Source organism: Dictyobacter halimunensis, from assembly GCF_036245075.1.
Genome location: NZ_BSRI01000002.1, coordinates 709,452 through 735,684, shown reverse-complemented (window position 1 = coordinate 735,684; position 26,233 = coordinate 709,452). Strand labels below are relative to the sequence as shown.

Here is a 26,233-nt window from a genome sequence, read left to right as displayed (position 1 = left end):
GGAGCCGCCTATCATCTTGAAGGCGGCTCCATTTTATTGTTTATACTGATCTGATGGCGTTATTTGATGCGTACCTCGACGCCTGCTTTTTCCTCAAGAATTTTGAGCAGGGAGGTATAATCATCTTTGCCATGACCGGCGGCCTGAACCTGTTCATAGAACTGGCGCGCCAGGGCGGTCATCTCGGTCTCTGTCTTATTTTCGGCGGCCAGGTCGAGGGCCAGCCCCAGGTCTTTATACAGCAGATCGGTCATAAAGCCGGGCTTGAAGCTGCCGTTGAACGCGCGCAGTGGAAACTGGTTGGCGAGCTGCCAGCTGGCTCCTGTACTGGTGCCGATGATCTTCGCCATCGTTGCGACATCGGCTCCGGCCTTAACACCCAGCACCAGGGCTTCGGCGGTGGCGGCCGTGATCGTCCCGACGAGCATATTGTTGATCAGCTTGACCACTTCGCCTGAGCCACTGGGTCCCACATAGGTGATATTCTCTTTTTTACCCATGGCCTCCAGTACAGGTAGCACGCGATTGAAGCCCTCCTTGTCACCGCCAACCATGATCGAGAGGGTTCCATTGATAGCTCCCTGCGAACCTCCGCTGACCGGGGCATCCAGAAAGTAGACGTCCTGGGCGGCGGCTTTTTCAGACAGGGCGCGGGTGACAGAGGGAGCGATCGTGCTCATATCGATGATGATCAGACCCTTGCGCGCGCCCTCTAAAATACCACCGGGGCCCGCCACTACCTCTTCAACCTGGGGAGAGTTGGGGACCATGGTGATGACGATCTCGGAAGCCATAGCGACGGCGCGTGAAGAAGGAGCCTGTTTGGCACCTGTTTTCAGTACTTCCTGTACCTCTTCCTTCTCGGGATGGCGCGCGTAGATAGTGACATCATGGCCTGCTTTAAGCAGATTGAGTGTCATTGGGCGCCCCATGACTCCGATACCGATAAAACCTACCTGCATACCTGTCTGTCCTTTCGCTGTATAAGGATGATGCTTGATGTTGTTAGGGCCTCTGAAGGGCGTTCCGACCGGTGAGAGGGAGGACAAGTTAAGTGCTTAACTATCCTCCTCCATCTCGACGACGACCGCGCCACCCTGCACCACGGCACCTTCTGTATAGTAGATGTGTTTGATCTTGCCCGCATAAGGTGCGGTAATCGCGTGTTCCATCTTCATTGCACCAAGGATCACCAATACCTGGTGCGCTTCTACTATATCACCATCCTGGGCCTGGACTTTGACGATAGTACCCGCCATGGGGGCGGTCAGGCTTTTTTGTTTGTGGGATGCGCCGGCTCCGTGAGCCGCGCTATCCACCTGCGGAGGTTGATGTTTATAGAGGCGATAGTGCTGTCCCGCCAGCGCGAGTTGTACCTCTGCCTGGTCCGATTGTACACTGATCGCCTGTTGCCCGGTCAGGGTGCGCAGGATGAGTCTTTGATGGCTGGCGCTGATGCCTGCCACATCCTGAGCCGCCCCCTCATCAATGCTGAGGCGCCAGGTTGTTGGATCGGCAGTAGAAGGCTGGACCGCGACTCTGTAATCGCGATCTTTATATGTATAGGTGAAGGTGCGGCTACTGCCCGCGATACGCCAGGGTCCCACTTTCTGCCAGGGATTATAGCGATCATACCGCTTATCGCTGCTGGAGATAGGCGTGAAGGGTTGATTTTGCTTTTCTTGCTGCAGGTCGCTGATGGCGGCGGCCATCAGAAGCGCGTCGGGCAGACGCTGATCCTCTCCATCACTGGCCGTGGTGGTTAGCAGACCATGCTGGTCCAGAAAACTGGTGGTGGTCGCGCCCTCTGCGAATGCCGGGTGCATGCTGATGCGATGCAGAAGCGAAATATTCGTGGTTACCCCAAAGATGGCGCACTGCTCCAGCGCGGACCGCAAGCGGGCGATGGCCGCCTGACGATCTTCGCCATACACGATTAATTTCGCGATCATCGGATCATAATACTGCGTGATCTCATCGCCCGCTTTGACGCCGCTATCAAGGCGTACACCAGGACCTTCAGGCGTGATAAAGCCGCTGACGACGCCGGTGGATGGCAGAAACTGCTGCTCTGGATCTTCCGCGTAGAGTCGTGCCTCGATCGCGTGCCCGCGCGACGTAATATCGTCCTGCGTCAGGGCCAGGGGCTCTCCGGCCGCGATGAGCAGCTGTTGCCGTACCAGGTCCAGTCCGGTGACCAGCTCGGTGACGGGATGCTCTACCTGCAGACGCGTATTCATTTCCAGAAAGTAGAAGCGTGAATCGGCATCTAGCATAAACTCTAGTGTTCCGGCGTTGACATAGTTGGCCGCCTGTGCGATGCGGATAGCGGCGCGTCCCATCTCATCACGCAACTCCGGTGTGAGCGCCACTGAAGGGCTCTCCTCGATGATTTTTTGATGGCGACGCTGGATCGAGCATTCGCGCTCGCCCAGGTGAATGATATGGCCATGTGTATCGGCCAGGATCTGAATCTCGATGTGGCGTGGCTGCTGCAGGTAGCGCTCAAGGAATACCGTGCCATCGCCAAAGGCTGCCTGCGCCTCGCGCCTGGCTCCGGCCAGCTGCTCTGGAAACTCCTCAGCCTGTTGTACGACGCGCATTCCTTTACCGCCTCCACCGGCCGAGGCCTTGATAAGGAGGGGGAACCCGATATTGAGCGCCTCCTGCTGCAGTACCTGTGGATCCTGGCTCTCTCCACTATAGCCAGGGACCGTCGGCGCATCGACCTGGCGCGCCAATTGCTTGGCGGCGATCTTTGAGCCCATCAGACGCATGGCGGCGGCCGAGGGGCCAATAAAGACGATCCCGGCCTGTTCGCAGGCCTCCGCGAACTCGGCGTTTTCGGATAGGAAGCCATAGCCCGGGTGGATTGCCTCCGCGCCGCTGCGGCGGGCAACCTCCAGGATGGCCGTTGTATTCAAATAGCTCTGGCTGGCTGGCGCGGGCCCGATCAGGTAGGCCTCGTCGGCGCACAATACGTGCTGCGCGCGTTGGTCAGCCTCGGAATAGACCGCGACGCTGCGGATGTCCATCTCACGGCAGGTCGCCATGATCCGAACTGCAATCTCACCTCGATTGGCAATAAGAATTTTCTTGAACATAGTTCCCTTATCAACCTGATGCAAAATCACCTGGCCTCATCGGCCTTGATTTAGTATAGCCCCTTCCACTGTTAACGGGAGGGGTGGTCACTATTTTTCTTTCGATCCCTGTGAGGATACGGCAAAACGTGGAGGACGCTTCTCCAGAAATGCTCGTAGCCCCTCTTGTCCCTCTGGACTGACGCGCAACTGGGCGATGGCCTCCGCCGTATAGCGACGACCATTTTCAGTATTCATCTGTCCCACCTGGAGTGCCAGGGCCTTGCAGGCGCGAATGGCCTGAGGTCCTCCACTGAGCAGTTCATTGACGGCACGCGAGACGGCATCGTCAAGGTGCTCCATGGGCACAACCGAATGTACCAGGCCAATTTCATGGGCGCGGGCCGCGCTGAAACGCTCACCGGTAACGAACAGGACGCGGGCCATATTCTCCCCAATTTTGCGCAACACATACGGTGAAATAACGGCGGGCGCGATGCCAAGCTTTACTTCGCTAAAAGCCAGGCGGGTATGCTCGGCCGCGATCACAATATCGCAGACGGCGATCAGCCCTACACCTCCTCCCAGTGTATCACCATTGACGCGCGCGATGACCGGACAGGGGAAAGAATTGATCACGTGCAGCATGTCGGAGAGGCGCAGTGCCTCTTCTACATTCTGGGCCGCCGTATAATCGACCGCCTCCTGCATCATCTTGATATCCGCGCCCGCGCAAAAGGACTTGCCCTCACCTGTCAGGATCACCCCATGTAACTGCTCATTCACGCTCAGTTGCGTAAAAACCGCTGCAAGCTCCTGGATCAATTGCGCATTGAGAGCATTGCGCACCTGAGGACGCTGCAATGTGACCACCGCGATCCTGTTCTCAAAGCGATAGTCCACACTTAAATGCTGAAACGTCGCGGCCAATTTTCTTTTTCTCCTTCTCAGTTGAAGTCTAAATCCATTTTCGGTGACGGAAATACCAGATCTGCATGATCGTTACCAGGGCCATAAAGAGCAGGACAAACCAGAAGTTAAAGCCCGCATCGTGATCTACCTGGGGAGAATGCCCGAAGTTCTGACCAAAGACGCCTGTAACGAAGGTAATTGGCAAGAAGATCGTCGAGATCAAAGCCAGCTGCTTCATAATCTCATTCTGACGATTGGCGACCGTCGTCAGATAGACGTCGAGCAGGCTACTCATAAGATCACGATATGAGTCGAGCACCTCAAAGGTACGCACCAGGTGATCGTGGACATCGGCGAAGTAAGGCTCAACCTCGGTCGGGATCGTTTCGCCGGTGCGTGTAATCAACGAGTTCGACACCTCCACCTGGGGACTGATGACACGCCGCATCTGCGCCAGCACCCGCTTCATACTAAAGATTCGTTTCTGGGTATCCTGGCTATCCTGCTGGACCGTGGCGTCTTCCAGTTCATCAACCAGGTCATCGATCTCATCCAACACTGGAAAATAGCTATCGACCAGGGTATCCAGCACCTGGTGAAGCAGGTAGGGAACGCCCAGTCGCATCAAGCAATCTTCCGAATCGTCCTCACGGGTCGCCTCCCATAGCTCTGCGAGCCAGGGGAGCGGAGCGGGATGGATCGTGATCAGGAACCGCTTACTAAAAATAACATCTAACTTTGGCGTCGCCGCCTCTATCTCGTCCCCATCAAATTCCAGGCCATGGACAACCAGGTAAAAGTAATTATGCTGACTGATGAGCTTGGCGCGCTCCCCTTTTTCCTGGATCTTTTCGATGGTTAATGGTTGTAAATGAAATTCTTGTGTCAGTAAATCAATATATTTTTCTGGACAATGCTCTGTTTGAATATCGAGCCAGATTGTGGCGTGGGGATCTTGTAGCGCATCGTGCAATTGCTCAAGTGAACAATCGCCTATCAACGATCCCTCCCGCCAGACCATAGCTTGTTGCATGATTTTTGCTGTACCCTTCCTTACCTGACAGGACCGTTCTACATACATATATGAGAAAGAAGAGAGCGTGTCTATCCTGAAGCAGGAAATGGCAACTGCTCTTTACCCTCAAATGATATACGCAACGGGTGAAGTATTTCGATACCTCAGGCAATCAGTCGTAGGTGTACAGCTTACATCCTGAACACGCCGAAGGGGGTTTCAGGCATTGGCGCGTTGAGTGATGCCGCAATGCCCAGTCCCAGAACCGTGCGCGTATCGCGTGGATCAATGATGCCATCGTCCCACAGGCGCGCGGTACTATAGTAGGGATTGCCCTCCGCCTCATACTTATCCAGGATGGGTTGCATAAAGCTGGCTTCTTCTTCCGAGCTCATAGATTTACCGCGTGCCGCCAGCCCTTCTTTGCGTACCGTCGCCAGCACTGTCGCCGCCTGCTGTCCTCCCATCACCGAGATACGCGCGTTTGGCCACATCCAGAGCTGGTGCGGTGAGTAGGCGCGTCCACACATCCCATAGTTGCCAGCCCCGAAGGAGCCGCCGATAATCACCGTGAACTTGGGGACCGCCGCCGTGGCGACCGCCATCACCATCTTGGCGCCATCTTTAGCGATACCACCATTTTCATACTGCCGTCCCACCATAAATCCGGTAATATTCTGCAAGAAGATTAAAGGTGTCTGACGCTGCACGCACAGCTCGATAAAGTGGGTCGCCTTCAATGCGCTCTCGGAGAAGAGGATGCCGTTATTGGCGATAATGCCAACGGGAAAGCCCATCAGGCGCGCGAAGCCGCACACCAGGGTCGTGCCGTAGAGCGCCTTAAACTCATGGAAGTCGCTACCATCCACCAGGCGAGCAATGACTTCGCGTACATCGTAGCTGCGGCGATTGTCGCCCGGCACAATACCCAGCAGATCATCGGCCGCGTAGCGTGGCTCAACCACCGGTCGAATCTCCCAGGGAATATACTTGCGCCGATTGAGGTGGGACACGATGCTGCGGCAGATGGCCAGGGCATGTTCATCATTGTGGGCATAATGGTCGGTTACCCCCGACGTACGGCTGTGCACGTCGGCCCCGCCCAGATCTTCCGCCGTGACCTCCTCACCGGTCGCGGCCTTCACCAGGGGAGGGCCGCCAAGGAAGATCGTGCCATTGCCGCGCACAATCACCGTTTCGTCGCTCATGGCCGGAACGTAGGCCCCACCGGCGGTACAGGAACCCATCACAGCCGCGATCTGAGGGATGCGCTTGCTGGACATGCGCGCCTGATTATAGAAAATACGCCCGAAATGATCGCGATCGGGGAATACCTCGGCCTGCAAGGGCAGGAAGGCGCCGCCTGAATCTACAAGATAAATGCAAGGGAGATGGTTTTGTTCCGCGATTTCCTGCGCACGCAGATGCTTTTTGACTGTTTCCGGATAATACGTTCCGCCCTTAACCGTGGCATCGTTGGCCACGATTATGCACTCCTGGCCCTCAATCAGGCCAATACCGGTCACGATACCGGCGGCAGGCGCATCGTTATCATACATATCCCAGGCTGCCAGTGGACTGAACTCCAAGAAAGGTGTGTCGGGATCGCAGAGAAGTTGGATGCGTTCACGGGCAAGTAGCTTGTTGCGTTTGCGATGCTTGGCGATAGCGTTTTCTCCGCCGCCCTGCTGAACGCGTTGAATATTGAGGTTCAATTGCTCGATGAGTTGCTGGAAATATTGCCTATTTTCCACAAAATCAGAGCTATGACGATCTATGTGGGTTTCGATGACAGCCATAGTATCTATATCCTCTCAACAACGATGATAGAATAGGATTTTTGTGATTATTGTTGCGCATCATTGCGCTGTAAATGAGCATATCACCCAGCCATGTGCCCGTCAAGAGAGTATGTGACAGGGTGTCAGGCTCCCTTCTATTGGTGTGCCTGAGCGCCCCCGCACGGGCGTCCGCTACGCGGCCGCCCTTTTTAATTAGGAAGGGGGTGGTGCCATACAACAGGGGGTGCGGTCGCACCCCCTGTTGTATGGCACCACCCCCTTCCTAATTAAATGACGTGAGCGCCGTAGGTGCGTAGAGTCAGGATTAAATGACGCGAGCGCCGTAGGTGCGTAGAGTCAAGGGCCGCAGGCACGAACTGCTGGCGAGAGCCACCACCTGCCAGGTGGCACATGGTTTGGTTGACAGACAGGTTCCCTTTCGTGTACTATACATGTGTAAAAGTAGGAATTAAGCTGATCTAGTTAAAAAATAAGTAACTATTTTTACGTGTTTCCTCCAGAAATCATTAAAAAAAACATAAAGGGTTTGCGAAACAAACTATGAATAGATATGCGACCGTCGTCCTTGCCGCGGGCAAAGGTACGCGGATGCGTTCAACGTTGTCAAAGCTCCTTCATCCACTGGCGGGTCAGCCGTTATTATCTCATGTGCTCAAATCTGTTGAGGCTATTCCTTCCACCTCTGTCTTTGCTCCCTGGCGTGACAGTGTGACTACATCTCGTCCCGTGGTGGTTCTAGGTCACGAGGCCGAGCAGATCTTGTCCGCCTTTGGCGAGCGTTGCCAGTATGCGATGCAGCATGAGCAGCTAGGTACAGGTCACGCTGTACTGGCGGCTCGGGAGGCTGTTGACACGCTGGACCCACTGCCCGATACCGTGCTTGTCTGTTACGGCGATACACCGCTGGTGAGAAGCGAGATGCTGGCCAGTGTGCTGGCTGAACATCTCACACAGCAGGCTACCGTGACGTTTTTGACCGCCGATGCCGATCCTTCATCAGACTATGGGCGTGTTGTTCGTGACAGCCATGGGCAGGTGAAAGAGATTGTGGAGGTCAAGCGAGCGACCCCTGAGCAGCTGCAGATCACCGAGGTCAACTCTGGTGTCTATTGCTTTGAGCGAGCGTGGCTGTGGGAATCCCTGCGGGCGCTGCCGCGTAATGCCAGCGGCGAGTATTATCTGACCGACCTGATCGCGGTCGCGGGGGCGCAGGAGCGCCGCATTGCCACCGTGCAAGGTTCGCTGGATGAGACGCTGGGGATCAACAATCGCGTGCAACTGGCCGAAGCCGAGCAGGTTATGCGCCGCCGTATTCTGGAGCGGCACATGTATGCCGGGGTAACCATCATCGATCCAGCTTCGACTTACATAGACGACGAGGTTCAGATCGGGACCGACACCGTTATCTTGCCGGGTACGATGATCACGGGTCAGACAATCATTGGCTCCTGGTGTAAGATTGGTCCCTCGACGACTATTGATCAATCGTCCATTGGCGATCGCTGTGTCATTCGCAACTCGGCGCTTGAGCAATCCGTATTAGAAGATGAAGTAAGTATGGGCCCATTTAGCCATTGCAGGCCGGGGGCACACCTGGCGCATGGTGTAAAGATGGGTAATTACGCGGAAGTTAAAAACTCGTATCTTGGTGCCGAAACAGATATGCATCATTTCAGTTACATAGGTGATGCAACCGTTGGTGCCCATGTCAATATCGGTGCGGGAACCATTACATCCAACTATAATGGCCTCACCAAACAAAAGTATCGCACAACGATTGGCGATGAGGCCTTTATCGGGTGTGATACCGTGCTGGTGCCCCCTGTAACCGTTGGTGAACACGCCATGACCGGGGCCAGCGCGCTCGTTAATAAAGATGTTCCACCCCGCATGTTAGTGTATGGTGTTCCAGCACGACAGGTGCGTACGCTGCCAGTATCGGAAGATGGGGCGGCGGATGGTGGCAAAAAGGAATAGGTGCACATATGGACGGCCCTGGCTTATCGAGCTTAGCCGCCAATATTAATTTTCACACATCGCAATTTGATGCACAGGCCTGGCTCCAGTTGATTATCATGCTGGTTATGCTGGTGCTCTGTGCATTGGCTTCGGCCGCTGAGACCGCCTTTACCTCGGTCAACCGCATCAAGCTAAAAAATCTGGCCGAAGAGGGCGATACGCAGATGCTTAAAGTTGAGCGTCTGTTAGCTGAGCCAAACGTTTTCCTCTCAACGATTCTGATTGTCAACAGTGTTGCTGTGGTGGTGGCATCCAGCATGGCAACAGTCTTAACGCTGCGCTTCTTTTCCGCCTCACTGGGCGAAGTGATCTCTTCTGTGGCTACCTCACTGGTTGTCTTAATCTTCTGTGAGATCTCTCCCAAGACGGCCGCGGTACAGAGTCCCTTGCGCTGGGCCCGCTTCTTCATTGATCCGGTGCGAGCCGCCGCCTGGGTCTTGCGCCCAATCGTCTGGTTGCTCAGTGTAATTACTTCCGGCCTGGTGCGCCTACTGGGCGGCCAGATGAAGCATCGTGGGCCATTCATCACCGAAGACGAACTGCGCCTGCTGGTAAGCGTGGGTGAAGAGGAGGGCGTCCTCGAAGAAGAAGAGACCGAGATGATCCGCAGCATTTTTGAGTTCGCCGATACTACCGTGCGCGAAGTGATGGTGCCGCGTATCGATATGGTAACGCTGCCCAGCACTGCGACGGTCAACCAGGCTGTAGACCTGGCCATGCAGGGCGGTTTCTCCCGTATCCCGGTCTATGAAGCCTCCGTTGGGATGGATGATATCCTGGGTATCCTGTACACCAAGGATATGCTGCGCCAGTTGCGTGAAAATCATGGTTCACTGCCGGTTCATAATCTCGTGCGCAGCGCTTATTGTGTACCAGAGACCAAGAAACTGGATGATCTCTTGCGCGAGTTGCGTCAGAGTCGCACACATATGGCGATGGTTATCGATGAATACGGTTCGGTGGCAGGACTGGTCACCATTGAAGACCTGATGGAAGAGATCGTGGGTGATATTCAGGACGAATACGACCATGAAGAGAAGCTGTTTGAGGTTGTAAATGAGAGCGAGTATATCATTGACGCCAAAATGAGCATTTACGACTTCAACGAACTGATGAATACCGACATGGATGATAGCGACTACGAGACGTTGGGTGGCTTTGTCTATGCGCAGCTAGATAAGATTCCAGGAGTTGGAGATACCATCACCTTTGAGAACCTTACCCTGACCGTTCTGGCGACGCGGGGACGCCGTATCCTCAAGATACGCGTGTGTGTGAAGAGCCAGCAGCAGGAGGAAGAGTCAGATGTGTTGTTGCTACCTGCTCCTGCCGAGGACGAGCAGCAGACATCTGAAGATAAGAAGGTGGAAGATAAGGGAGATATGACTGAACAGCCGTCTCATTTCGAATATAAAGGTGCGTAAAGAGGATGCAGTTAGTGAACGCGACATTGCCAGATACGGTTCGGATAGTGGAAGTAGGGCCGCGCGACGGTCTGCAAAATGAGAAGAGTCAGATCCCAACCGAGCAGAAGATCCAGTTTATCCAATTGCTGGCCGAAGCTGGTCTTCCGGTGGTTGAGGCCACCTCGTTTGTCAGCCCGCGCGCCATTCCACAATTGAGTGATGCCGCAACAGTGATGACCTCGTTGCGGCGTCAGCCAGCGGTTGAATATCCCGTGCTGGTGCCTAATCTCAAAGGGATGGAGCGCGCCCTGGAGTCTGGAGCGCGTGCTGTTGCTGTTTTTACCGCTGCCAGTGATAGCTTTACCCGCCATAATATCAATGCCAGCATTGCTGAAAGCCTGGCTAATTTTCGCCCTATCCTCGAACTGGCGCGTAAAGAAGCCATCCCGGTTCGTGGCTATATCTCGACCGTCTTTGGTTGCCCCTACGAAGGAGAGGTGGATCCGCGCCGAGTTGTTGAGGTCGCAGGCTCACTACTTGAAATGGGGGTCGCCGAAATTTCGCTGGGAGACACCATTGGTGTGGCGAATCCCATGCAGGTTGCCCACGTTTTAAATTTGATGTTGCAGGCCGATATTGAATTGGAACAGATCGGCGTTCATTTTCACGATACTCGCGGGACTGCGCTGGCCAACGTTCTGGTCGCGTTACAGATGGGGATTACCACCATCGATTCTTCCGCCGGTGGTTTGGGTGGCTGTCCTTATGCACCGGGCGCGGCCGGCAACCTGGCCACCGAAGATCTGCTTTATATGCTTGATGGGATGGGCATCAAGACCGGCGTCGATCTGGATAAGGTAGTGGAGGCGACGCGCTTTATCGCCCCGTACCTGGATCATCCACCCCTCAGTAAATACTACCAGGCCACTATCGCCGCGGCGGGAACAGAGCAATGACCGTTACCATGAATGACGTGCGCCAGGCCGTAAAAATACTGGGTGTTTCCGGTATGCCTGTGTGCATCCACTCCTCTCTGCGCTCATTTGGACCGGTAGCCCACGGCGCCGAAACCATTGTCTCCGGTTTTCTGACCGAAGGCTGCACCGTGCTGGTCCCGACCTTTTCAGATGCCGCCTATGCGATCGCCCCACCGGATCAACCCGCTATGCGGCCGCCGCGCAACGGTATCGATTATACACAGCTCGCATCCAGGATCTATATGGGAAATACTGCAGTCTATACGCCAGATTCGCGTGAGCTGAATATCACCATGGGACAGATCCCAAAGTACGTTGTTGAGCATCCGCAGCGTGTGCGCGGCAATCATCCCTTGAACTCGTTTGCGGCCCTGGGTCCACTGGCGGAAACCTTGATCGCTGGCCAGGATCCGCTCGATGTCTATGCCCCTCTGCATACCCTGACCCTGATGCATGGCTCCATTATTTTGATGGGTGTTGGATTGGAGCGGATGACCTTTTTGCACTACGCCGAGCAGGTCGCGGGCCGTGAGCTGTTCCGTCGCTGTGCCAATGGACCCGATTCCCAGCCTATGCTGGTAGCGGTTGGAAGTTGCTCAGAAGGCTTTGGGCGACTGGAGGCGGTGCTGTCGCCCGCCCAGCAGAAGCTCAAAGTGGGGCAGAGCCTCTGGCAGGCATACGTGGCCGGTGAGATCTTGCAACTGGCGTCCGGCGCCATCCGCGAGCAGCCCGACATCACCCATTGCTCCGACGAGGCCTGCCTGCGCTGTAACGACGCGGTAAAAGGGGGACCGCTCCTCGCGGTATAACAGGACTTGTCCGAAAAACAGGTTTAGCGGGGGTTCACAGGGCGGCTAGCCGCCCTGTGAACCCCCGCTAAACCTGTTTTTCGGACAAGTCCTTACTTTTTTTCTTGCAGGTACTGAAGAGCCTTGATCAGCTGGGTATCCTTACTTTTTAGGATCTGTTGGGCGTTTAAGTTCCCCTGGTTTTCATCATTGGGGGTCAGGACCGTGCCTGTGGCTGGCAGCTTGACCTCAATGTTCGGGGTGATGCCTCCGTCATGCTTATCGGGACTATTGCGGATGAAGTGGCCCTGAGGTGTCAGCCATTCCTGGGTACCGATCAGCAATTGTGAGCCGTCGGACAGGTTGAAGGGCTGCAGGACAGTACCGGTTCCGTAGGTGCGCTCACCAATGACTGTGGCGCGCCCATTCTCCTTCAGCGAGCCAGCCACAATTTCGGCGGCGCTGGCCGAGTTGCCGTTGACCAGCACAACCATCGGTGATGTCGTATCGACGGCATTGCCCGTCACATCGATGGGGATGCGCTTCCCACTGCTATCCTGCTGCAGCAGAACGTGTCCACTTTTCACAAAGAGGCTGGTCATATTGACCGCTTCATTCAAGAAGCCGCCTGGATTATCGCGCAGATCCAGGATGATGTTGGTCGCGCCCATGCTTTTGGCCTTTGCCAGCTGGTCTTTTACCTGCCCCGATACCCCATCAGCGAACTGGACTACCTGAATGTGCGCCGTGTGGGTTTCCGGGATATAGTGCATAATCACATTGGGAACATTGATTTCCGAGCGTGTCAACTGGAATGTCAGTGGCTTCGCCTCTCCGGCTCGCTGAACCGTAATGGAGACGTTTGTGCCAACCTTTCCTTGAATCATGCTGCTCACGCCGGCTGTATCTTTACCTGCTGTACTCTTGCCGTTTACCGCGATAATAACGTCGCCGTGTTTAATGCCAGCTTTTTCTGCGGGAGAGCCTGGAATCGGTGACGTAACAATCAACTTCCCGCTCGTTTTATCCTGGCTTAAATAGATCCCAACGCCAGTGAACTTGCCGCTCAACTGCTGATTTTCAGCCTGTGCCGCCTGTGGGTCCATAAAGCGTGTATGGCCCTTGTCGCCCAGGGTCGCGATCATCGCGTTGATGGCGGCATAGGACATCTTCTTATAGTCTATAGATTTGCGATCCACATAGTTTTGATCAATTTTATTCCAGGCCTGTTGAAACAGGGCTTCATAGGACTGGGAGGGCGTATTTTGATTAAAGTAGGCCTCACCAAAGTACTGGTGCCCGAACCAACCCCCTAAAAAGGCCACAACAACCAGTGCGACCAGGGCCAGTATGCGGCCGAGCATATGTTGGAACCGATGGGTTGTTGATGTCTCATGTAATGGAGGATAGGTCACAGCTTCTCGTTGATGTGAAGAAAAATTATTCGCATCTTGCGATGGAAGAAACGGATAATGATCGAAGTCATCTGCCGCGTGCGCTTGTGATTGCCGAGATGGGTTTCGATCATCCTCTGGCTGCTGTTCATACCAGCTAGGGTCATCGTATCTGCTCACCAATTGCCTCCTAAGGCACCGTTGCTTTGAGTGCGCTTATTTATTTTCTTGTGATCCTTATATACCCGAATGTTTAGTTCTATCTTAGTGGTCGTTTCCTTAAAAGTCAAATGATAGGAGGGCTAAACAGGTAAAAAAGATGGTATAGTCCCCCACGAACTATACCATCTTTTACTGTTTTTCTAGAAATCCACTGTTGAGCAACCTACGATCGATTGAGATAGGATGCAGTGTGTATGAGGCGAATATGTACTACTGTTCCTGTGATCCACCGGGTGTTTCGGTTGCTTCAGATGTGGCAGAAGCGACTGGTTCTTGCTCAGTTGCAGAAGCGACTGGTTCTTGCTCAGTTTCCGCAGCTGCCTGTGCACTTTTATTCTTACCCGCGGCGGGAGCCGCTTGTTTCTTCGGTGGTTCCCAGCCAGGTGCACGGGAGACGATCATCGACATCAGGCGGCCTTCCATTGCCGGGGAGCGTTCGATGGTCGCTATACCTTTTAACTCTTCCGCTATACCGTCTAGCAACTTACGCCCGATATCCGGATGGCGCATATCAGGTCCGCGGAACTGTACGCTGACCTTTACTTTATCGCCATCAGCTAAAAATTGCTGGATCTTGCGCGTCTTCACTTCTACATCATGGTCATCGGTACGTGGACGCATGCGAATCTCTTTAAGCGTGATGATCTTCTGGTTTTTGCGGGCCTCGTTTTCCTTCTTGGCCTGCTCATACTTGTAGCGACCATAGTCCATCAGCTTACAGACAGGTGGCATTGCGTGTGGCGAAACTTCGACCAGGTCCAGATTCCGGTCGCGCGCGATATCCAATGCGCGCATAGGAGGCATCACTCCTAGCATCTCGCCATTTTCATCGATTAAGCGTACTTCACGCGTGCGAATGCGTTCATTCACGCGTGTTTCTCTTGAGCGGTCGTTCCCCCGAAAATCCTTATTAATAGGGCTATTCTCCTCTTCTTAATTTACTAATTGGTAGTTGCGTTCAACAATGAGGTGTCATGTTCGTAGGGGTATTCTGTAGCAATTAATTTTGCCCAGCACAAAATACCTGCCACAAACGGTCTGTTCAAGTATACTACTTGCAAACGAGCTTTGCAAGTGAACAATAAAATGAGAAGTATAGTTTCTCCGATACATGATCGGCAGGCCATCGCTTTTCATGAATGATAGCTAACGGGACCGTCACCTTCTGGTATAGATGTATTTCATATTGGTGTATAGTAGTGTAGCACATTTTTATGGTATACTTAAAGCCGAACGGATTTTGTTGTATGAGGTATGCCTATCTTCCCACTTTTGACTCCACTATGCAAAACAGGCTTGACACGAAGGAGGCTCTCCTATGAGCGGCAATGTGATCGCCAGCAATTCGTGGTCATTTGCTCCCATGCCTGCGGTATTCCGTTACTCTTCTCATCCTAATCAGGCCCACAAGATTCACTGGCGCGCCTGGAGTAAGGCCGCGTTCGACGAAGCTATCCAGACGGATAAGCCCATCTTTTTACTGATTTCCTCTGTGTGGTCCCAGGGATGCCAGCTGATGGATGAAACAACGCTGTCAGAGGCTCGTGTAATCGATGTTATTAATGCGGACTATATCCCAATTCGGGTTGATAGTGATCTACGCCCCGACATTAATCAGCGCTACAATCAAAATGGCTGGCCCGGCGTATTGCTGCTCTCAGCCGAGGGGGAGATACTCTGGGGCGGCATGTATGTACCCGCGACAACCCTGCTGTATTATCTGGGCTATATTCGACGATACTACGCGGACCACGGAGTCGAGATTTCGGCTCAGGCGTCTGAACTGCAGACGCATCGGCGCACACGCGCGCTCACGCAGACGTTAGCTGGCTATGACCTGCGCCCCCTGGAGCCAGAAGAGCAGCTCACCTTGCAAGAACTACCGGCGGCGGCCAGCTCTATTCTCATTGACCTCTACGATCACGAGCAGGGTGGCTTTACAATCCATCCCCATCTCAAATTTCCTCATCCCGAGGCGCTCGAGCTTCTGTTAAAAGATTCAGGGAGCTATGAACTGGTGCGCTATTCGCTGGTCCAGATGCGCGACGGGGGTCTCTGGGACCATGAAGATGGTGGGTTCTTCCGTTATTCCGCCGCCAGCGATTGGAGCATGCCGCATACAGAGAAGATGTTGGATGAAAACGCGGCCATGCTGCGCCTACTCGTCCTGACAGCCCAGGCATCTGGGGATCACCAGTGGAGCGAACTGGCGAGGCAGTTGATCGCCTATATCAATACAACCCTCTGGCAGCCTGATAAAGGGATTTTCAGTGGCAGTCAATGTGCGGATGAGGAGTACTATGAGCCTGGCATGTATTCGCGCGCCTCACGTACGCCTCCACAGGTGGACCACGCCATCTATACATCCTGGAATGCACGCATGATCTCTTCCTACCTGCTGGCGGCGCAGGTGTTAGAAGATACCTCATTGAGCATTCAGGCCCTGCAGGCTCTGGACTATTTATGCACGCATCTCATGCATCGGGACGGCAGTATGCTGCACTATGCCATTGATGGCCAGGCTTCGCTACCGGGTCAGCTGGCCGACCAGGTCTGGATGACGCAGGCGCTGCTGGATGCCTATGCTGTATCAGGCTCAAAGCACCATCTGGAGACAGCCATAGCCCTGATGCACTTTAGCTGCCAGGAACTATTAGATCCCGATAGCGGGCTCTTCTATGACTATCCGGCTGACCCTCGGGCGATCGGGCGCCTTGCCATACGCGAGCAGCCATTGACCGAGAACGCGCTGGCCGCCTTCTGCCTCTTACGTATGTCTGCCTATAGCCAGCGCAAGCATCTGCACGACACCGCCATGCGGGTCCTGATGGAATGTATGCAGAAATACTATCGTACCGGCATCTTAGGTGCATCCTACGCCTGTGTGGTGGCGCAGGCTATTGAACAGGGATGGTTGTGAGAGGTAAAGAAAAAGGGGTGGGCAGAACCGGCGACTCGTTCTGTCCACCCCTTTTTCTTTACCTCTCGATGTATGAGAAGGTTAGCGGGCGTTTACCTTGATGGTGCGGGCTTTGGCATGCTCAGCCTTTGGCAGGCGCAGGGTTAGGATGCCATCGGCATAGCTGGCTTCAACACGCTCCGCGTTAATGGGAGCTGGCACCGTGAGCGCCTGGTGGTACTGGCCGGACTGGAAGCCGTTCCAATGGACGGTCGCGCCCTCAGGAACCTGAACTTTGGTCTCCCATTTCAACTGGACCACATCCTGCTGAACGGTAATCTCAACATGTTCTGGATCGACGCCAGGCATGGGCAATTGAAGAATGAAGCCCTCGGCCGTCTCATACAGGTTAGCGGCGACACCACGGCTGCTGCCGTTGCTGACACGAGGGGTGATAACGCTATCCTCAAACAGGCGATCCATCGCCTCGCGCAGTGAAACAACCTCGCCAAATGGATTGTAACGTGAGATATTAGCCATCGAAGTAACTCCTTTTCTCTTCTTTTCTTCTATGTTGACTATCTGGTAACGCGTTTTGAATGGGTGTGTGCTCTCATCAGCACACTGGTATCCTCAGATCTGAGGAGGGCGGGAGCGGGTCTCCTCTGCACTCGTCCCTGTTCCCGCGCCCCTCATCTCTGTGTTTTTTCTTTCTGGTGATACTATACTCTACCTTCTGTTAGAGGAACGTAAGCATAGTGTAAGAGATTTGTTAGAAAACTTGATAGTGTTGTTATCAAGTTAGCTTCCAGGGGAGCTCTCGACGACATTCGTATATTCTGCTACAATGCAGCTAACAAGCGATCCAGGCCATGGAGCTTCACCGCAATGCCGTGAAGTTCAAAACTATGCATATCGGGAGGAATGAGATTGGTGTTGAAGCAGTCCCCAACAAAGAAAGAGATCGACCATCTATTAACGCGTGGTGTCTCGCTAGTAGAAAAAGAGGCCGACCTGCGTCGGTTACTGGTAGAGGGTAATAAGGGAGAGCCGCTGAGGGTCAAGCTGGGTGTTGACCCGACGCACTATGACTTGACGATCGGGCATGCGGTGGTTTTCCGCAAGTTGCGCCAGTTTCAGCGCCTGGGCCATAAGACCGTGGTGGTGATCGGCGACTGGACCGCCCGCCTTGGCGATCCCAGCGGCCGCGTGGAGGCCCGCAAGCCCCTGACCGCTGAAGAAGTGAATGCCAACGCCAGAACGTACCTTGATCAGTTCTTTAGAATTGTAGATAAGGATCAGACCGAGGTACACCGCCAGACCGAGTGGTTCGACAAGTTTGATCTTGGCGATGCGATTAAATTGCTTGGTTTCAAGACAGTCGCCCAGATGCTGGAGCGTGACGATTTCGCCAAGCGCTACAAAAGCGGCATTGAGATCTCGCTGGCCGAGTTTATGTATCCCCTGTTGCAGGGCTATGACTCGGTTGCTTTACGTTCCGATGTGGAGATCGGTGGTACCGACCAGACCTTTAATCTGCTGGTTGGTCGCGACCTGCAGCCGATCTTTGGTCAGTCGGCGCAGCAGATTCTGACGATGAATCTGATCGTGGGTCTGGATGGCGTCAAAAAGATGGGGAAATCGCTGGACAACTACATCGCTATGACGGCACCGGCGAACGACATGTTCGGCAAGCTGATGTCCCTGCCCGACCCGACCATGCGCTCCTACTTCGAGGCGCTCACTGATGTCGAAGACACGGAGCTGGACGAATTCGATCGCAAGATGTCCGAAGGAACGTTGAATCCCCGTGATGTCAAGCTGCGCATGGCGCGTGAGATCGTGGCCGAGTTCCATAGCGTGGCCGAGGCTGTTGATGCGCAGGAAGCATTTATCCGCCAGTTTTCCGAGCGCAAACTGCCAACCGATATCCCTGATTATCACCTGGATGCGTCCAAAAATATCGTAGAGGTTATCGTGGAGGCCGGGCTGGCCGCCAGCAATAACAGAGCGCGTGAACTGATCAAGCAGGGAGGCGTCTCTCTCTTTCCGAAGGGAGCATCAGGCGATTCCGAGCGCATCTCTGACCCCACTTACACCCTGGACGTTATTGATGGAGCGATCCTCAAGGTCGGCAAGCGCCAGTACATCCGCATCAAAGCGTAAGAGCGTGTCAGACACGCTTTTTACAGACGTGCGTGAGCACCCTATACGGGTGGCCGCGCAAGCGACCGCCCTCGTTTTTTGAGTTGGTGCAGCAGGGGCGCAGGTGCGCCCCTGCTGCACCAACTCAAAAATGACTGTACCAGGCTCAGCAACAGATAGCTGAGCATCGCACGCATTCAGCTTTCAAGGAGGGCTTTCTATGCCACAGGCGAAGATCGGGGTGATTGGTGGGAGCGGCCTCTATCATATGGAGGGCATGACCGATGTCGAAGAGGTCAAAATTCAAACCCCCTTTGGGGATCCAAGCGATGTGATCACCATCGGCAAGGTTTCTGGTGTCTCAATGGCTTTCTTGCCCCGACATGGACGCGGCCATCGCCTCAGTCCGTCGGAAGTGCCCTCGCGCGCCAACATCTGGGCTTTGAAAAGCCTGGGCGTAGAGTGGGCGATCTCGGTCAGCGCTGTCGGCAGTCTGCGCGAGGATATCGCGCCGCGCGACCTGGTTATCCCCGACCAGCTTTTTGATCGCACCAAAGATCGTGTGAAGAGCTTTTATGAGGGTGGCGTGGTCGTGCATTGCTCGTTCGCCGAGCCATTTTGCCCTACGCTTGGTTCACTGCTGCTAGAGTCGGCACGCGAGTTGGGGAACGTCAACGTGCACCAGGGGGGCACCTATGTCTGTATGGAAGGGCCACTCTTCTCAACGAAGGCGGAATCCAACGTCTACCGCAAGCTGGGGATGGATATTATTGGCATGACGGCTCTGCCTGAGGCCAAGCTGGCTCGTGAGGCTGAGCTGTGCTATGCCATCATCGCCTGCGCCACCGACTACGACTGCTGGTACGAGTCGGAGGAGAGCGTATCGGTGGACATGGTGGTGGGGGAATCTCAGCGCTAATATCGAGAATGCTAAACGCATTCTGCAGAAAGTCGCGCAGAAACTGCCGGCTGATCGTAGCGCGCAAACCTGTATCTGTGAGCACGCCCTGGCCTCAACCATCATGACTGATCCCGCCCGCATCCCGGCCGAAGTCAAAGAGAAATACGACCTCTTAATTGGACGCTATATCTCTTGACAACTGTTCCAATCAGATGTAAAATGGGTTCATCCCACGAGGGGAAAGAAAAAAATTCCAGTGGGATGGACCGATTTTCTTCCGGTCCTGTCGGTTGGCGTGATCGGGTCCTGCGCGGCAGATGTTTGTGAACTCCGCTAGGTCCGTGAGGAAGCAACGGTAAATGGACCTCTCTGGGTGACGTAGGGGTTCCTGATTGCGCTAACCGGCAGGACCGGGTGAAAATCGGTTTTCTATGTCAAGCGTGTCATCTACTCTTCTGGCAGCGGGTGGGCTCGTGGCCCGTCATGAGGACACATAGGCGGGAGTAAAGAATATGGCCTCACAATCACTCTACCGAAAGTGGCGCTCTCAGACCTTTGGCGATCTCGTTGGTCAAGAGCCCGTTATCAAAACACTCAAGAATGCACTCAGTAGTGGCAATCTCGCCCACGCGTACCTCTTCACCGGCCCGAGGGGTACCGGTAAGACGAGTATGGCCCGCCTCCTGGCCAAGACCATCAATTGCACCAATCCTCAGAATGGTGAGCCCTGCAATCAATGCGAGCAGTGCCGTGAGATTACCAATGGCAGCTCCTTCAATGTATCTGAAATAGATGCAGCCTCCAATCGTGGTATCGATAGCATCCGCGATCTGCGTGAAAAAGTCATGATGCCGCCCACCACTGGCAAGTACAAGGTCTACATCCTCGACGAAGCACACATGCTGACGACCGAGGCCTTTAACGCTCTGCTCAAGACCCTGGAAGAGCCACCAGAACATGCCGTATTTGTGATGGCGACCACCGATGTGCATAAAATGTTGCCGACAGTGCTCTCGCGCTGCCAGCGCTTCGACTTTAAGCGCTTCAGTCTGCGCCAGCTAGTCAGCCACCTGCATTATGTGGCGCAGCAAGAGCAGGTCGAGCTGCAGTCCGGAGCCGCGGAATTGATCGCCCGTGCCGCCGCCGGTGGTATGCGTGACGCCTTGAGCCTGCTTGACCAGGCCATCTCCTACTGCGGTAATGTAATCAGCCTGGAACAGGTACAGGCTATGCTGGGTGTGGCTGATCCCCAGGCGATCCAGAAGTTAATCCTGCATGTGGCGAACACAGATAGCGCCGCCGGGCTTCACCTTATCAATGAGTTGTCTGAAGCTGGCGCTGACCTGCGCCAGATCAACACTCAGGTCGCGGAGTTCTGGCGCGCCATGATGCTGTCGAAGGCCGGCGCGAACATTAGCGAGATTCTGGACAATACAGAGGACGAGATCAGAGATATCCAGCAGGCCGCTCAGCACTTTGGCCTACATGAATTGACGGAGTGCGCGCGTGCTTTTGCCCAGAATGAGCTGATGCAGAAAGGACAGGGAACTCCCCAGCTAGGATTGGAGCTGGCTTTTCTGGCCTGTGTAGAGCTACACCGTGGCGCTCAGGATGGTCCGGATCAAACTGGTGTAGTTGCTCCAGCACGACCTAGTGCGCCCACGCAACCCCCGGTTCGCCCGCGTGTAGCTACGCCAGCGGCTTCCTACACGACAGCACCCGAGGCCGAGCATCGAGCCCCGGCCAGGACAGAGGTGAAAGATATTGCCGCATCGGTATCCGCATCTGCCGAGCTCGAGATGACGAACTCACTGACGCCTCTTGCCACTTCGCGTTCAGAAAGAAGAGAGCCGGCTCCTGTTGAAGTTGAAGAGACTGTAGCCGCGTTACCTACTCCTATCGCCGAGGAGCCGCTTCCTGCTGCTGAGGAGCTGCCTGTTGCTGAAAGCATTCCGACTGATGACTTTCCAACTCTGACCCTGGCCGATGTTAAAGATAGATGGGAGATGGTGCGCAGGCGCGTTCACTCACGCCCAAAGGCTGATGGACCGAAGATAGCGGCTTTGCTGGGCGGATATTCCGTCTTAGGTGTTGAGGGTACCAGCCGGCTCCCCATTGTCGTCTGCAAAGCCAACATGGATTTCCATTACAAAACCCTGCAGAACGATAATTACTATGAGGTTATTCGCTGGGCACTCAAGGTGGAGCTAAAGACAGAATGCAATATTCGTCTGCTTCCTCCCAATGCCAACGTTTCGGTCTCAACCTTTCCAAGACCTGGTGTAGCGCCGTCCCAGCCAGCGGTACAGCCTCCGCCCGTCGAGTCGCCAGCTGCGCCTGTGCAGCCGCCAAGGTCGGCATCCCCGGCTCCAGAGATGCGGCAGCACGTGGAAGCGGCGCGGCCAGCGCCCCCACCGCCAATTCCCCAGGCTCCAGAGATGCGGCAGCAGACGGTGCGGCCAGCGGCACCACTGCCAGCGCCTCAGACTCCCATACTGGTTGAACCGGTGAAGGCCAGCGTCCCGCCACTTGCCAGAAGTGAGGCTGTGAGAGAGAATACTATACAAGCACCTGCAAACAACGGATCACGTTTGCACAATATCAAGCAACATGCGGAGAGCAATCCAGTTGTAACGGAAGTTATTCGTATGTTTAAAGCAGAGATCAAAGAGATACACCCAAAATAAAGGAGTTTTTGTTTCCATGAACATGCGTGAAATTCAAAAAATGCAGCAGAAGTTGATGAAGATGCAGGAAGAGCTGGAAGCTACTATGTTTACCGGCACCGCCGGAGGTGGCGCTGTAACCATCACCATGAGCGGCAAGTATGAAATCACCGAAGTCAAAGTAGATCCCGAAGCTTTTAGTGCTGATGATATCGAAGAGCTAGAGGTAATGGTGAAGGCAGCTGCCAAAGACGCGCACGACCGTGTGACCGACGCGCAGCAGAAGCTTGTCTCCGGCGCCACTGGTGGAGCGAAGATTCCTGGACTGTTTTAAATATGAGTGATGTCGCAGCTCCGGTGGCAGCGTTAGTTGAAGAACTTTCGAAGCTGCCAGGGGTCGGCGTAAAAACGGCGCAGCGTCTGACCTTTTTCATTTTGCGTAGCCCCAATGATCAGGCTCGTCGCCTGGCCGAGGCTATTTTGCGCCTTAAAGAGAGCATTATCTACTGCTCGCGTTGTTATAATATAACTGAGACCGATCCGTGTCCTATCTGTAGCAACCCGGGTCGTGACCAGGATTGTATCTGTGTGGTTGAAGAGCCCCTCGACGTGCTGGCCTTAGAAAAGACGGGCGTCTACAAGGGTCTGTATCATGTCCTGCATGGCGCGCTGTCGCCGCTGGAGGGCATCGGGCGTAAAGATATTCGCATCGATGAACTTCTCAAGCGCCTCTCGGCCGGCAATGTGCGCGAGATCATTCTGGCCACCAACCCGAGTTTTGAGGGCGACTACACAGCAGGCGTCATCAAAGACGATATCAAGAATGGGATCGCGACCCCGGTGAAGGTAACGACGCTGGCACGTGGCCTCTCGCTGGGTAGTGACCTCGAATACGCCGATGAGGGCACGCTCAGCCGGGCTCTCGAAGGCCGTCGCGAAATATAACTAAACAGGGGATGTCTCAACCGGGCATCCCCTGTTTACTGTTTCACCCCGTTTTTGACTGCCGCTGGCAGCGATGACGCGAGTTTTTAAACAACTTGACACATGTATTGCCTCGTGGTACACTTGTTCTACTTTGCACGGGAAAGAGAAAAACATCCAATCAATTTCCGCTTTTTGCCTTTGCTAAAGAATAGTTATTTTGTAGGAACATTTACAAGAGCACCATGGCGGCTATCCTAATCGCAGATGTCTGTGTGCTGTGGATTGCTCTGTTACACATACTTTTGAGAAGTGTCGCCTTTTGCGAGGATTGAAAAAAGGAGGAAGGCAGGGTATGGTTCCCGGGGATATGGCGCGGTCCATAGCTCCCCTTTCCATGCTTTGCCAAAATAAAACATGGCAATAAGCAAGAAGGACAAAAACGCAGCAGCTGCGGCCAGTAACACCAATACGGCTGGTATGACTGAACGTGAGAAGGCGATCGACCTGGCCTTGAGCCAGATCGAGCGGCGCTTTGGTAAGGGCTCGATTATGAAACTTGGTGATGCCGCCAAAGTCCAGATCGAAGCTATCCCCTCCGGTTCAATCGCGCTCGACCTGGCGTTGGGTATTGGCGGTGTGCCACGTGGCCGTGTTACCGAGATCTATGGTCCTGAGTCATCTGGTAAAACGACGCTGTGCTTGCATATCATCGCGAATGCGCAGCGTGCGGGTGGCTTTGCTGCCTTTGTCGACGCCGAGCATGCCCTTGACCCTTCATACGCGGCCAAGCTAGGTGTCGATACCGCCAACCTGCTGATCTCGCAGCCAGATAATGGCGAGCAGGCGCTGGAGATCGTTGACTCGCTGGTACGCAGTAACGCTATCGACGTGGTCGTTGTCGACTCGGTGGCTGCCCTGACACCACGCGCCGAAATCGAGGGCGAGATGGGTGATTCGCACGTTGGTCTGCAGGCACGTTTGATGAGCCACGCGCTGCGTAAACTGACAGGCGCGATCAATAACTCCCACACGACCGTGATCTTCACCAACCAGCTGCGTGAGAAGATTGGCGTCATGTTTGGCAATCCAGAGACCACTGCCGGTGGTAAGGCTCTCAAGTTTTATGCTTCAGTGCGCCTGGATATTCGCCGTACCGACTCCATCAAGCAGGGTCAAGACGTCGTCGGTAACCGCACCCGCGTGCGTGTGATCAAGAACAAGGTGGCTCCGCCATTCCGCACCGCCGAGTTCGACATCATGTATAGCGAAGGTATTTCGCGCGAGGGTGGCTTGATCGACCTGGGTCTTGAGATGGGCCTGGTGAAGAAGAGCGGCGCCTGGTTTACCGTGGGCGATATTCGCCTGGGTCAGGGCCGTGAGAACGCCAAAGAGTTCTTACGTCAGAATACCGATGTCGCGACCGCCATCGAAGACCAGATCCGTGGCAACATCCTGGCTTTCAAGGCAGCTGAAGCCGAAGGGGTCGAAGAAGAGGATGATCCCGAAGAGGTAGCCCTGGCTGAAGCCGGTGTGGATGAAGAGGTCTAGTTTGTCTCTCCCTCCTTCCCCAGAGGAAGGAGGGAGATTTTTATTTCTGTTCTTCTTCTTCTTTACTCTCTTTATTCAAGATCTTTGGCATCTCCTGTTCCAACTGTGGTAGGTCCAGGTGCACCAGGGGACGTTCGGCCGTTGAGAGCAGTGGATCCAGTTCCTCGCTCTCAATCATCGGTGGTTCCAGTACCGTGGTCACTGGCTGGCGATGTCGCCACCAGGTCGCAATGGAGGCGGGATCGACCGGACCCAGCTTGCCGGTCTGGGCTGTCTGCAACTCCCAGTCCAGGATCGCCTCATCCAGCGGTATCTCGTAGCCCGCTTTCATGCTCATTTCCCACTTATGCTGCATAATGGCGAAGTAGGCCTGCATCGGATCTTGCTCGTTCGTCAGACGCTGGCGCAGCATCAGGATCGTGGGTAAGTGATATTTCTCGTACCAATCCTGGGCGGCCTCCTCCAGACTGACCTCCCGCTGCTCATTCTTACTCATGATCGCCTGGTGTCCGACGATCAGATTGTAGAAGCGGCGCGCGTAGGCGCGTGGAATGGTTACGTGGAGCAGATCATAGATGGCCTGCTGATACCAACCTGGCAGGATCGGCGTAATCTGGTGCATGGCGTTGTTGGCCTTTTCCGCCAGTACATCTCTCCAATCACCCATGGCGCGGAACAGGCGTTGGGTATGATAGATGGTATTGAGATCGTGCGGACCCGTGACGCGCGAGTGTTCGCGGCGTACCGTGCGATAGCGCTGGCAGAAGTAGCGATAGTCGGAGTCGTCCAGTACCTGCACATCTTCCGGCAATCCTTTCGCCTGTCGCAGATCTTCAGCCTGCCAGGCCAGCGATTCACCAAACTGAGCCAGGTCCTGTTCGCGCAGCCCCTCACTGATGGGTCCCGGAAACAGCTCTACGGTTTCAGCATCGGCCATGATCGAAAGGATCTGTTTGCCATCGATGCGGATCAATGCATTGGCCAGAGAGGGATCGCCCCAGTAGACACCATGCTCGTGCAGCTCAACCATCAGCACGGCGACCGCCGAGAGCATTCTCTGCTTGGTGCGCTTGGTCAGGGGCAGACGATAGAGTAAGACGTGCGGTACTACGCGAGGTGCCAGGCGTGTCACAGTATAGCCGCGATCCCCGCTGATATACTGACGCATCCCCTTTAAGCCCGGTACCTCGATCGCGATCGCGGGCGCCGATACCAGCACGGTTCCAATAGGACTCAACGCCGGGATGCCGCGCTGCTCAATCTCATGCAGACTGCGGATCTCGCGCTCAGCCATGCGTGGTGTGGTCTCTTTAATCGCATAGCGGGCTCCCTGCCGCTCAACGAAGATCACCGGATGGCGAGAGTCGCCGCGCCGTACTACCAGCACGGGGACTCCCTGCTTTTCCCATTCCTCTAACTGGATGTCCCAGGGCAGACCCTCCAGCCGATGGCGATCTTCCGCGCCCATCGTAAATTGTATTTTAATATTAGTGGTAGTAATAAAAAAACTCCTTATGATAGCGGTAAGC

19 protein-coding genes, 1 other RNA gene and 1 pseudogene are annotated in these 26,233 nt (G+C 54.7%); 12 read left to right on the top strand and 9 right to left on the bottom strand.

Annotated elements, in window-relative coordinates:
- Positions 1–59: 59 nt before the first annotated feature.
- The 5 genes from AABA21_RS17075 to AABA21_RS17055 form a co-directional block, all read right to left on the bottom strand.
- Positions 60–1,049 (bottom strand): NAD(P)-dependent oxidoreductase, encoded by a 990-nt coding sequence (locus tag AABA21_RS17075; protein WP_479430358.1) that lies wholly within the window; start codon positions 1,047–1,049, stop codon positions 60–62.
- Positions 1,050–1,058: 9 nt separating this feature from the next.
- On the bottom strand, positions 1,059–3,104 hold the full coding sequence (locus AABA21_RS17070; RefSeq protein WP_338252203.1) for an acetyl/propionyl/methylcrotonyl-CoA carboxylase subunit alpha: 2,046 nt from the start codon (positions 3,102–3,104) through the stop codon (positions 1,059–1,061).
- 90 nt (positions 3,105–3,194) lie between these two features.
- On the bottom strand, positions 3,195–4,013 hold the full coding sequence (locus tag AABA21_RS17065) for an enoyl-CoA hydratase-related protein (protein WP_338252201.1): 819 nt from the start codon (positions 4,011–4,013) through the stop codon (positions 3,195–3,197).
- 28 nt (positions 4,014–4,041) lie between these two features.
- Positions 4,042–5,028, bottom strand: a complete 987-nt coding sequence (gene corA, locus AABA21_RS17060; protein WP_338252199.1) for a magnesium/cobalt transporter CorA — start codon at positions 5,026–5,028, stop codon at positions 4,042–4,044.
- A 173-nt stretch (positions 5,029–5,201) separates the two neighbouring features.
- Positions 5,202–6,809, bottom strand: a complete 1,608-nt coding sequence (locus AABA21_RS17055) for a carboxyl transferase domain-containing protein (protein ID WP_338252197.1) — start codon at positions 6,807–6,809, stop codon at positions 5,202–5,204.
- A 543-nt stretch (positions 6,810–7,352) separates the two neighbouring features.
- Between AABA21_RS17055 and glmU the strand changes: the two genes are divergently transcribed.
- The 4 genes from glmU to AABA21_RS17035 are packed head-to-tail and all read left to right on the top strand — an operon-like array spanning position 7,353 to position 12,023.
- On the top strand, positions 7,353–8,789 hold the full coding sequence (glmU, locus tag AABA21_RS17050) for a bifunctional UDP-N-acetylglucosamine diphosphorylase/glucosamine-1-phosphate N-acetyltransferase GlmU (RefSeq protein WP_338252195.1): 1,437 nt from the start codon (positions 7,353–7,355) through the stop codon (positions 8,787–8,789).
- Between the two features lie 8 nt (positions 8,790–8,797).
- The gene (locus AABA21_RS17045) at positions 8,798–10,255 is read left to right on the top strand and encodes a hemolysin family protein (protein ID WP_338252193.1); all 1,458 of its coding nucleotides are present in this window, start codon (positions 8,798–8,800) and stop codon (positions 10,253–10,255) included.
- A gap of 5 nt (positions 10,256–10,260) precedes the next feature.
- The gene (locus AABA21_RS17040; RefSeq protein ID WP_338252191.1) at positions 10,261–11,193 is read left to right on the top strand and encodes a hydroxymethylglutaryl-CoA lyase; all 933 of its coding nucleotides are present in this window, start codon (positions 10,261–10,263) and stop codon (positions 11,191–11,193) included.
- Positions 11,190–12,023 carry an AAC(3) family N-acetyltransferase gene (locus tag AABA21_RS17035; RefSeq protein ID WP_338252190.1) on the top strand — a complete coding sequence of 278 codons (834 nt, stop codon included), beginning with the start codon at positions 11,190–11,192 and terminating at the stop codon, positions 12,021–12,023. The genes AABA21_RS17040 and AABA21_RS17035 overlap by 4 nt, the downstream gene beginning before the upstream one ends.
- A 92-nt stretch (positions 12,024–12,115) precedes the next feature.
- On the opposite strand, the gene AABA21_RS17030 is transcribed toward AABA21_RS17035, so the two are convergent.
- Positions 12,116–13,576, bottom strand: a complete 1,461-nt coding sequence (locus tag AABA21_RS17030; protein WP_338252188.1) for a S41 family peptidase — start codon at positions 13,574–13,576, stop codon at positions 12,116–12,118.
- A gap of 252 nt (positions 13,577–13,828) precedes the next feature.
- A complete protein-coding gene (gene infC / locus AABA21_RS17025) occupies positions 13,829–14,533 on the bottom strand; it encodes a translation initiation factor IF-3 (protein WP_338258451.1) in 705 nt (234 codons plus the stop codon).
- Between the two features lie 403 nt (positions 14,534–14,936).
- Between infC and AABA21_RS17020 the strand changes: the two genes are divergently transcribed.
- Complete coding sequence (locus AABA21_RS17020) at positions 14,937–16,538, top strand: DUF255 domain-containing protein (RefSeq protein ID WP_338252186.1); 1,602 nt, start codon at positions 14,937–14,939, stop codon at positions 16,536–16,538.
- A gap of 81 nt (positions 16,539–16,619) precedes the next feature.
- On the opposite strand, the gene AABA21_RS17015 is transcribed toward AABA21_RS17020, so the two are convergent.
- Positions 16,620–17,057, bottom strand: coding sequence for an Hsp20/alpha crystallin family protein (locus tag AABA21_RS17015; protein ID WP_126594575.1), 438 nt, complete (start codon positions 17,055–17,057; stop codon positions 16,620–16,622).
- 396 nt (positions 17,058–17,453) lie between these two features.
- Here AABA21_RS17015 and tyrS point away from each other — a divergent pair, with 396 nt between their 5' ends.
- From tyrS to recA, 7 genes and pseudogenes are all read left to right on the top strand, one after another.
- Positions 17,454–18,683: a tyrosine--tRNA ligase gene (tyrS, locus tag AABA21_RS17010; RefSeq protein ID WP_420917198.1), complete on the top strand. Its 1,230-nt coding sequence runs from the start codon at positions 17,454–17,456 to the stop codon at positions 18,681–18,683.
- A gap of 199 nt (positions 18,684–18,882) precedes the next feature.
- Positions 18,883–19,759 (top strand): annotated as a pseudogene (gene mtnP, locus AABA21_RS17005) (S-methyl-5'-thioadenosine phosphorylase).
- A 101-nt stretch (positions 19,760–19,860) separates the two neighbouring features.
- Positions 19,861–19,960: signal recognition particle sRNA small type (gene ffs, locus AABA21_RS17000), an RNA gene on the top strand.
- Positions 19,961–20,075: 115 nt separating this feature from the next.
- Positions 20,076–22,250 (top strand): DNA polymerase III subunit gamma/tau, encoded by a 2,175-nt coding sequence (dnaX, locus tag AABA21_RS16995; RefSeq protein ID WP_338252178.1) that lies wholly within the window; start codon positions 20,076–20,078, stop codon positions 22,248–22,250.
- 16 nt (positions 22,251–22,266) lie between these two features.
- A complete protein-coding gene (locus AABA21_RS16990; protein ID WP_338252176.1) occupies positions 22,267–22,563 on the top strand; it encodes a YbaB/EbfC family nucleoid-associated protein in 297 nt (98 codons plus the stop codon).
- Between the two features lie 2 nt (positions 22,564–22,565).
- A complete protein-coding gene (gene recR / locus AABA21_RS16985) occupies positions 22,566–23,174 on the top strand; it encodes a recombination mediator RecR (protein ID WP_126594570.1) in 609 nt (202 codons plus the stop codon).
- Positions 23,175–23,633: 459 nt separating this feature from the next.
- Positions 23,634–24,704, top strand: coding sequence for a recombinase RecA (recA, locus tag AABA21_RS16980; RefSeq protein ID WP_420917197.1), 1,071 nt, complete (start codon positions 23,634–23,636; stop codon positions 24,702–24,704).
- A 40-nt stretch (positions 24,705–24,744) separates the two neighbouring features.
- On the opposite strand, the gene AABA21_RS16975 is transcribed toward recA, so the two are convergent.
- Positions 24,745–26,172, bottom strand: coding sequence for a DUF4032 domain-containing protein (locus tag AABA21_RS16975; protein WP_338252171.1), 1,428 nt, complete (start codon positions 26,170–26,172; stop codon positions 24,745–24,747).
- Positions 26,173–26,233: the final 61 nt, after the last annotated feature.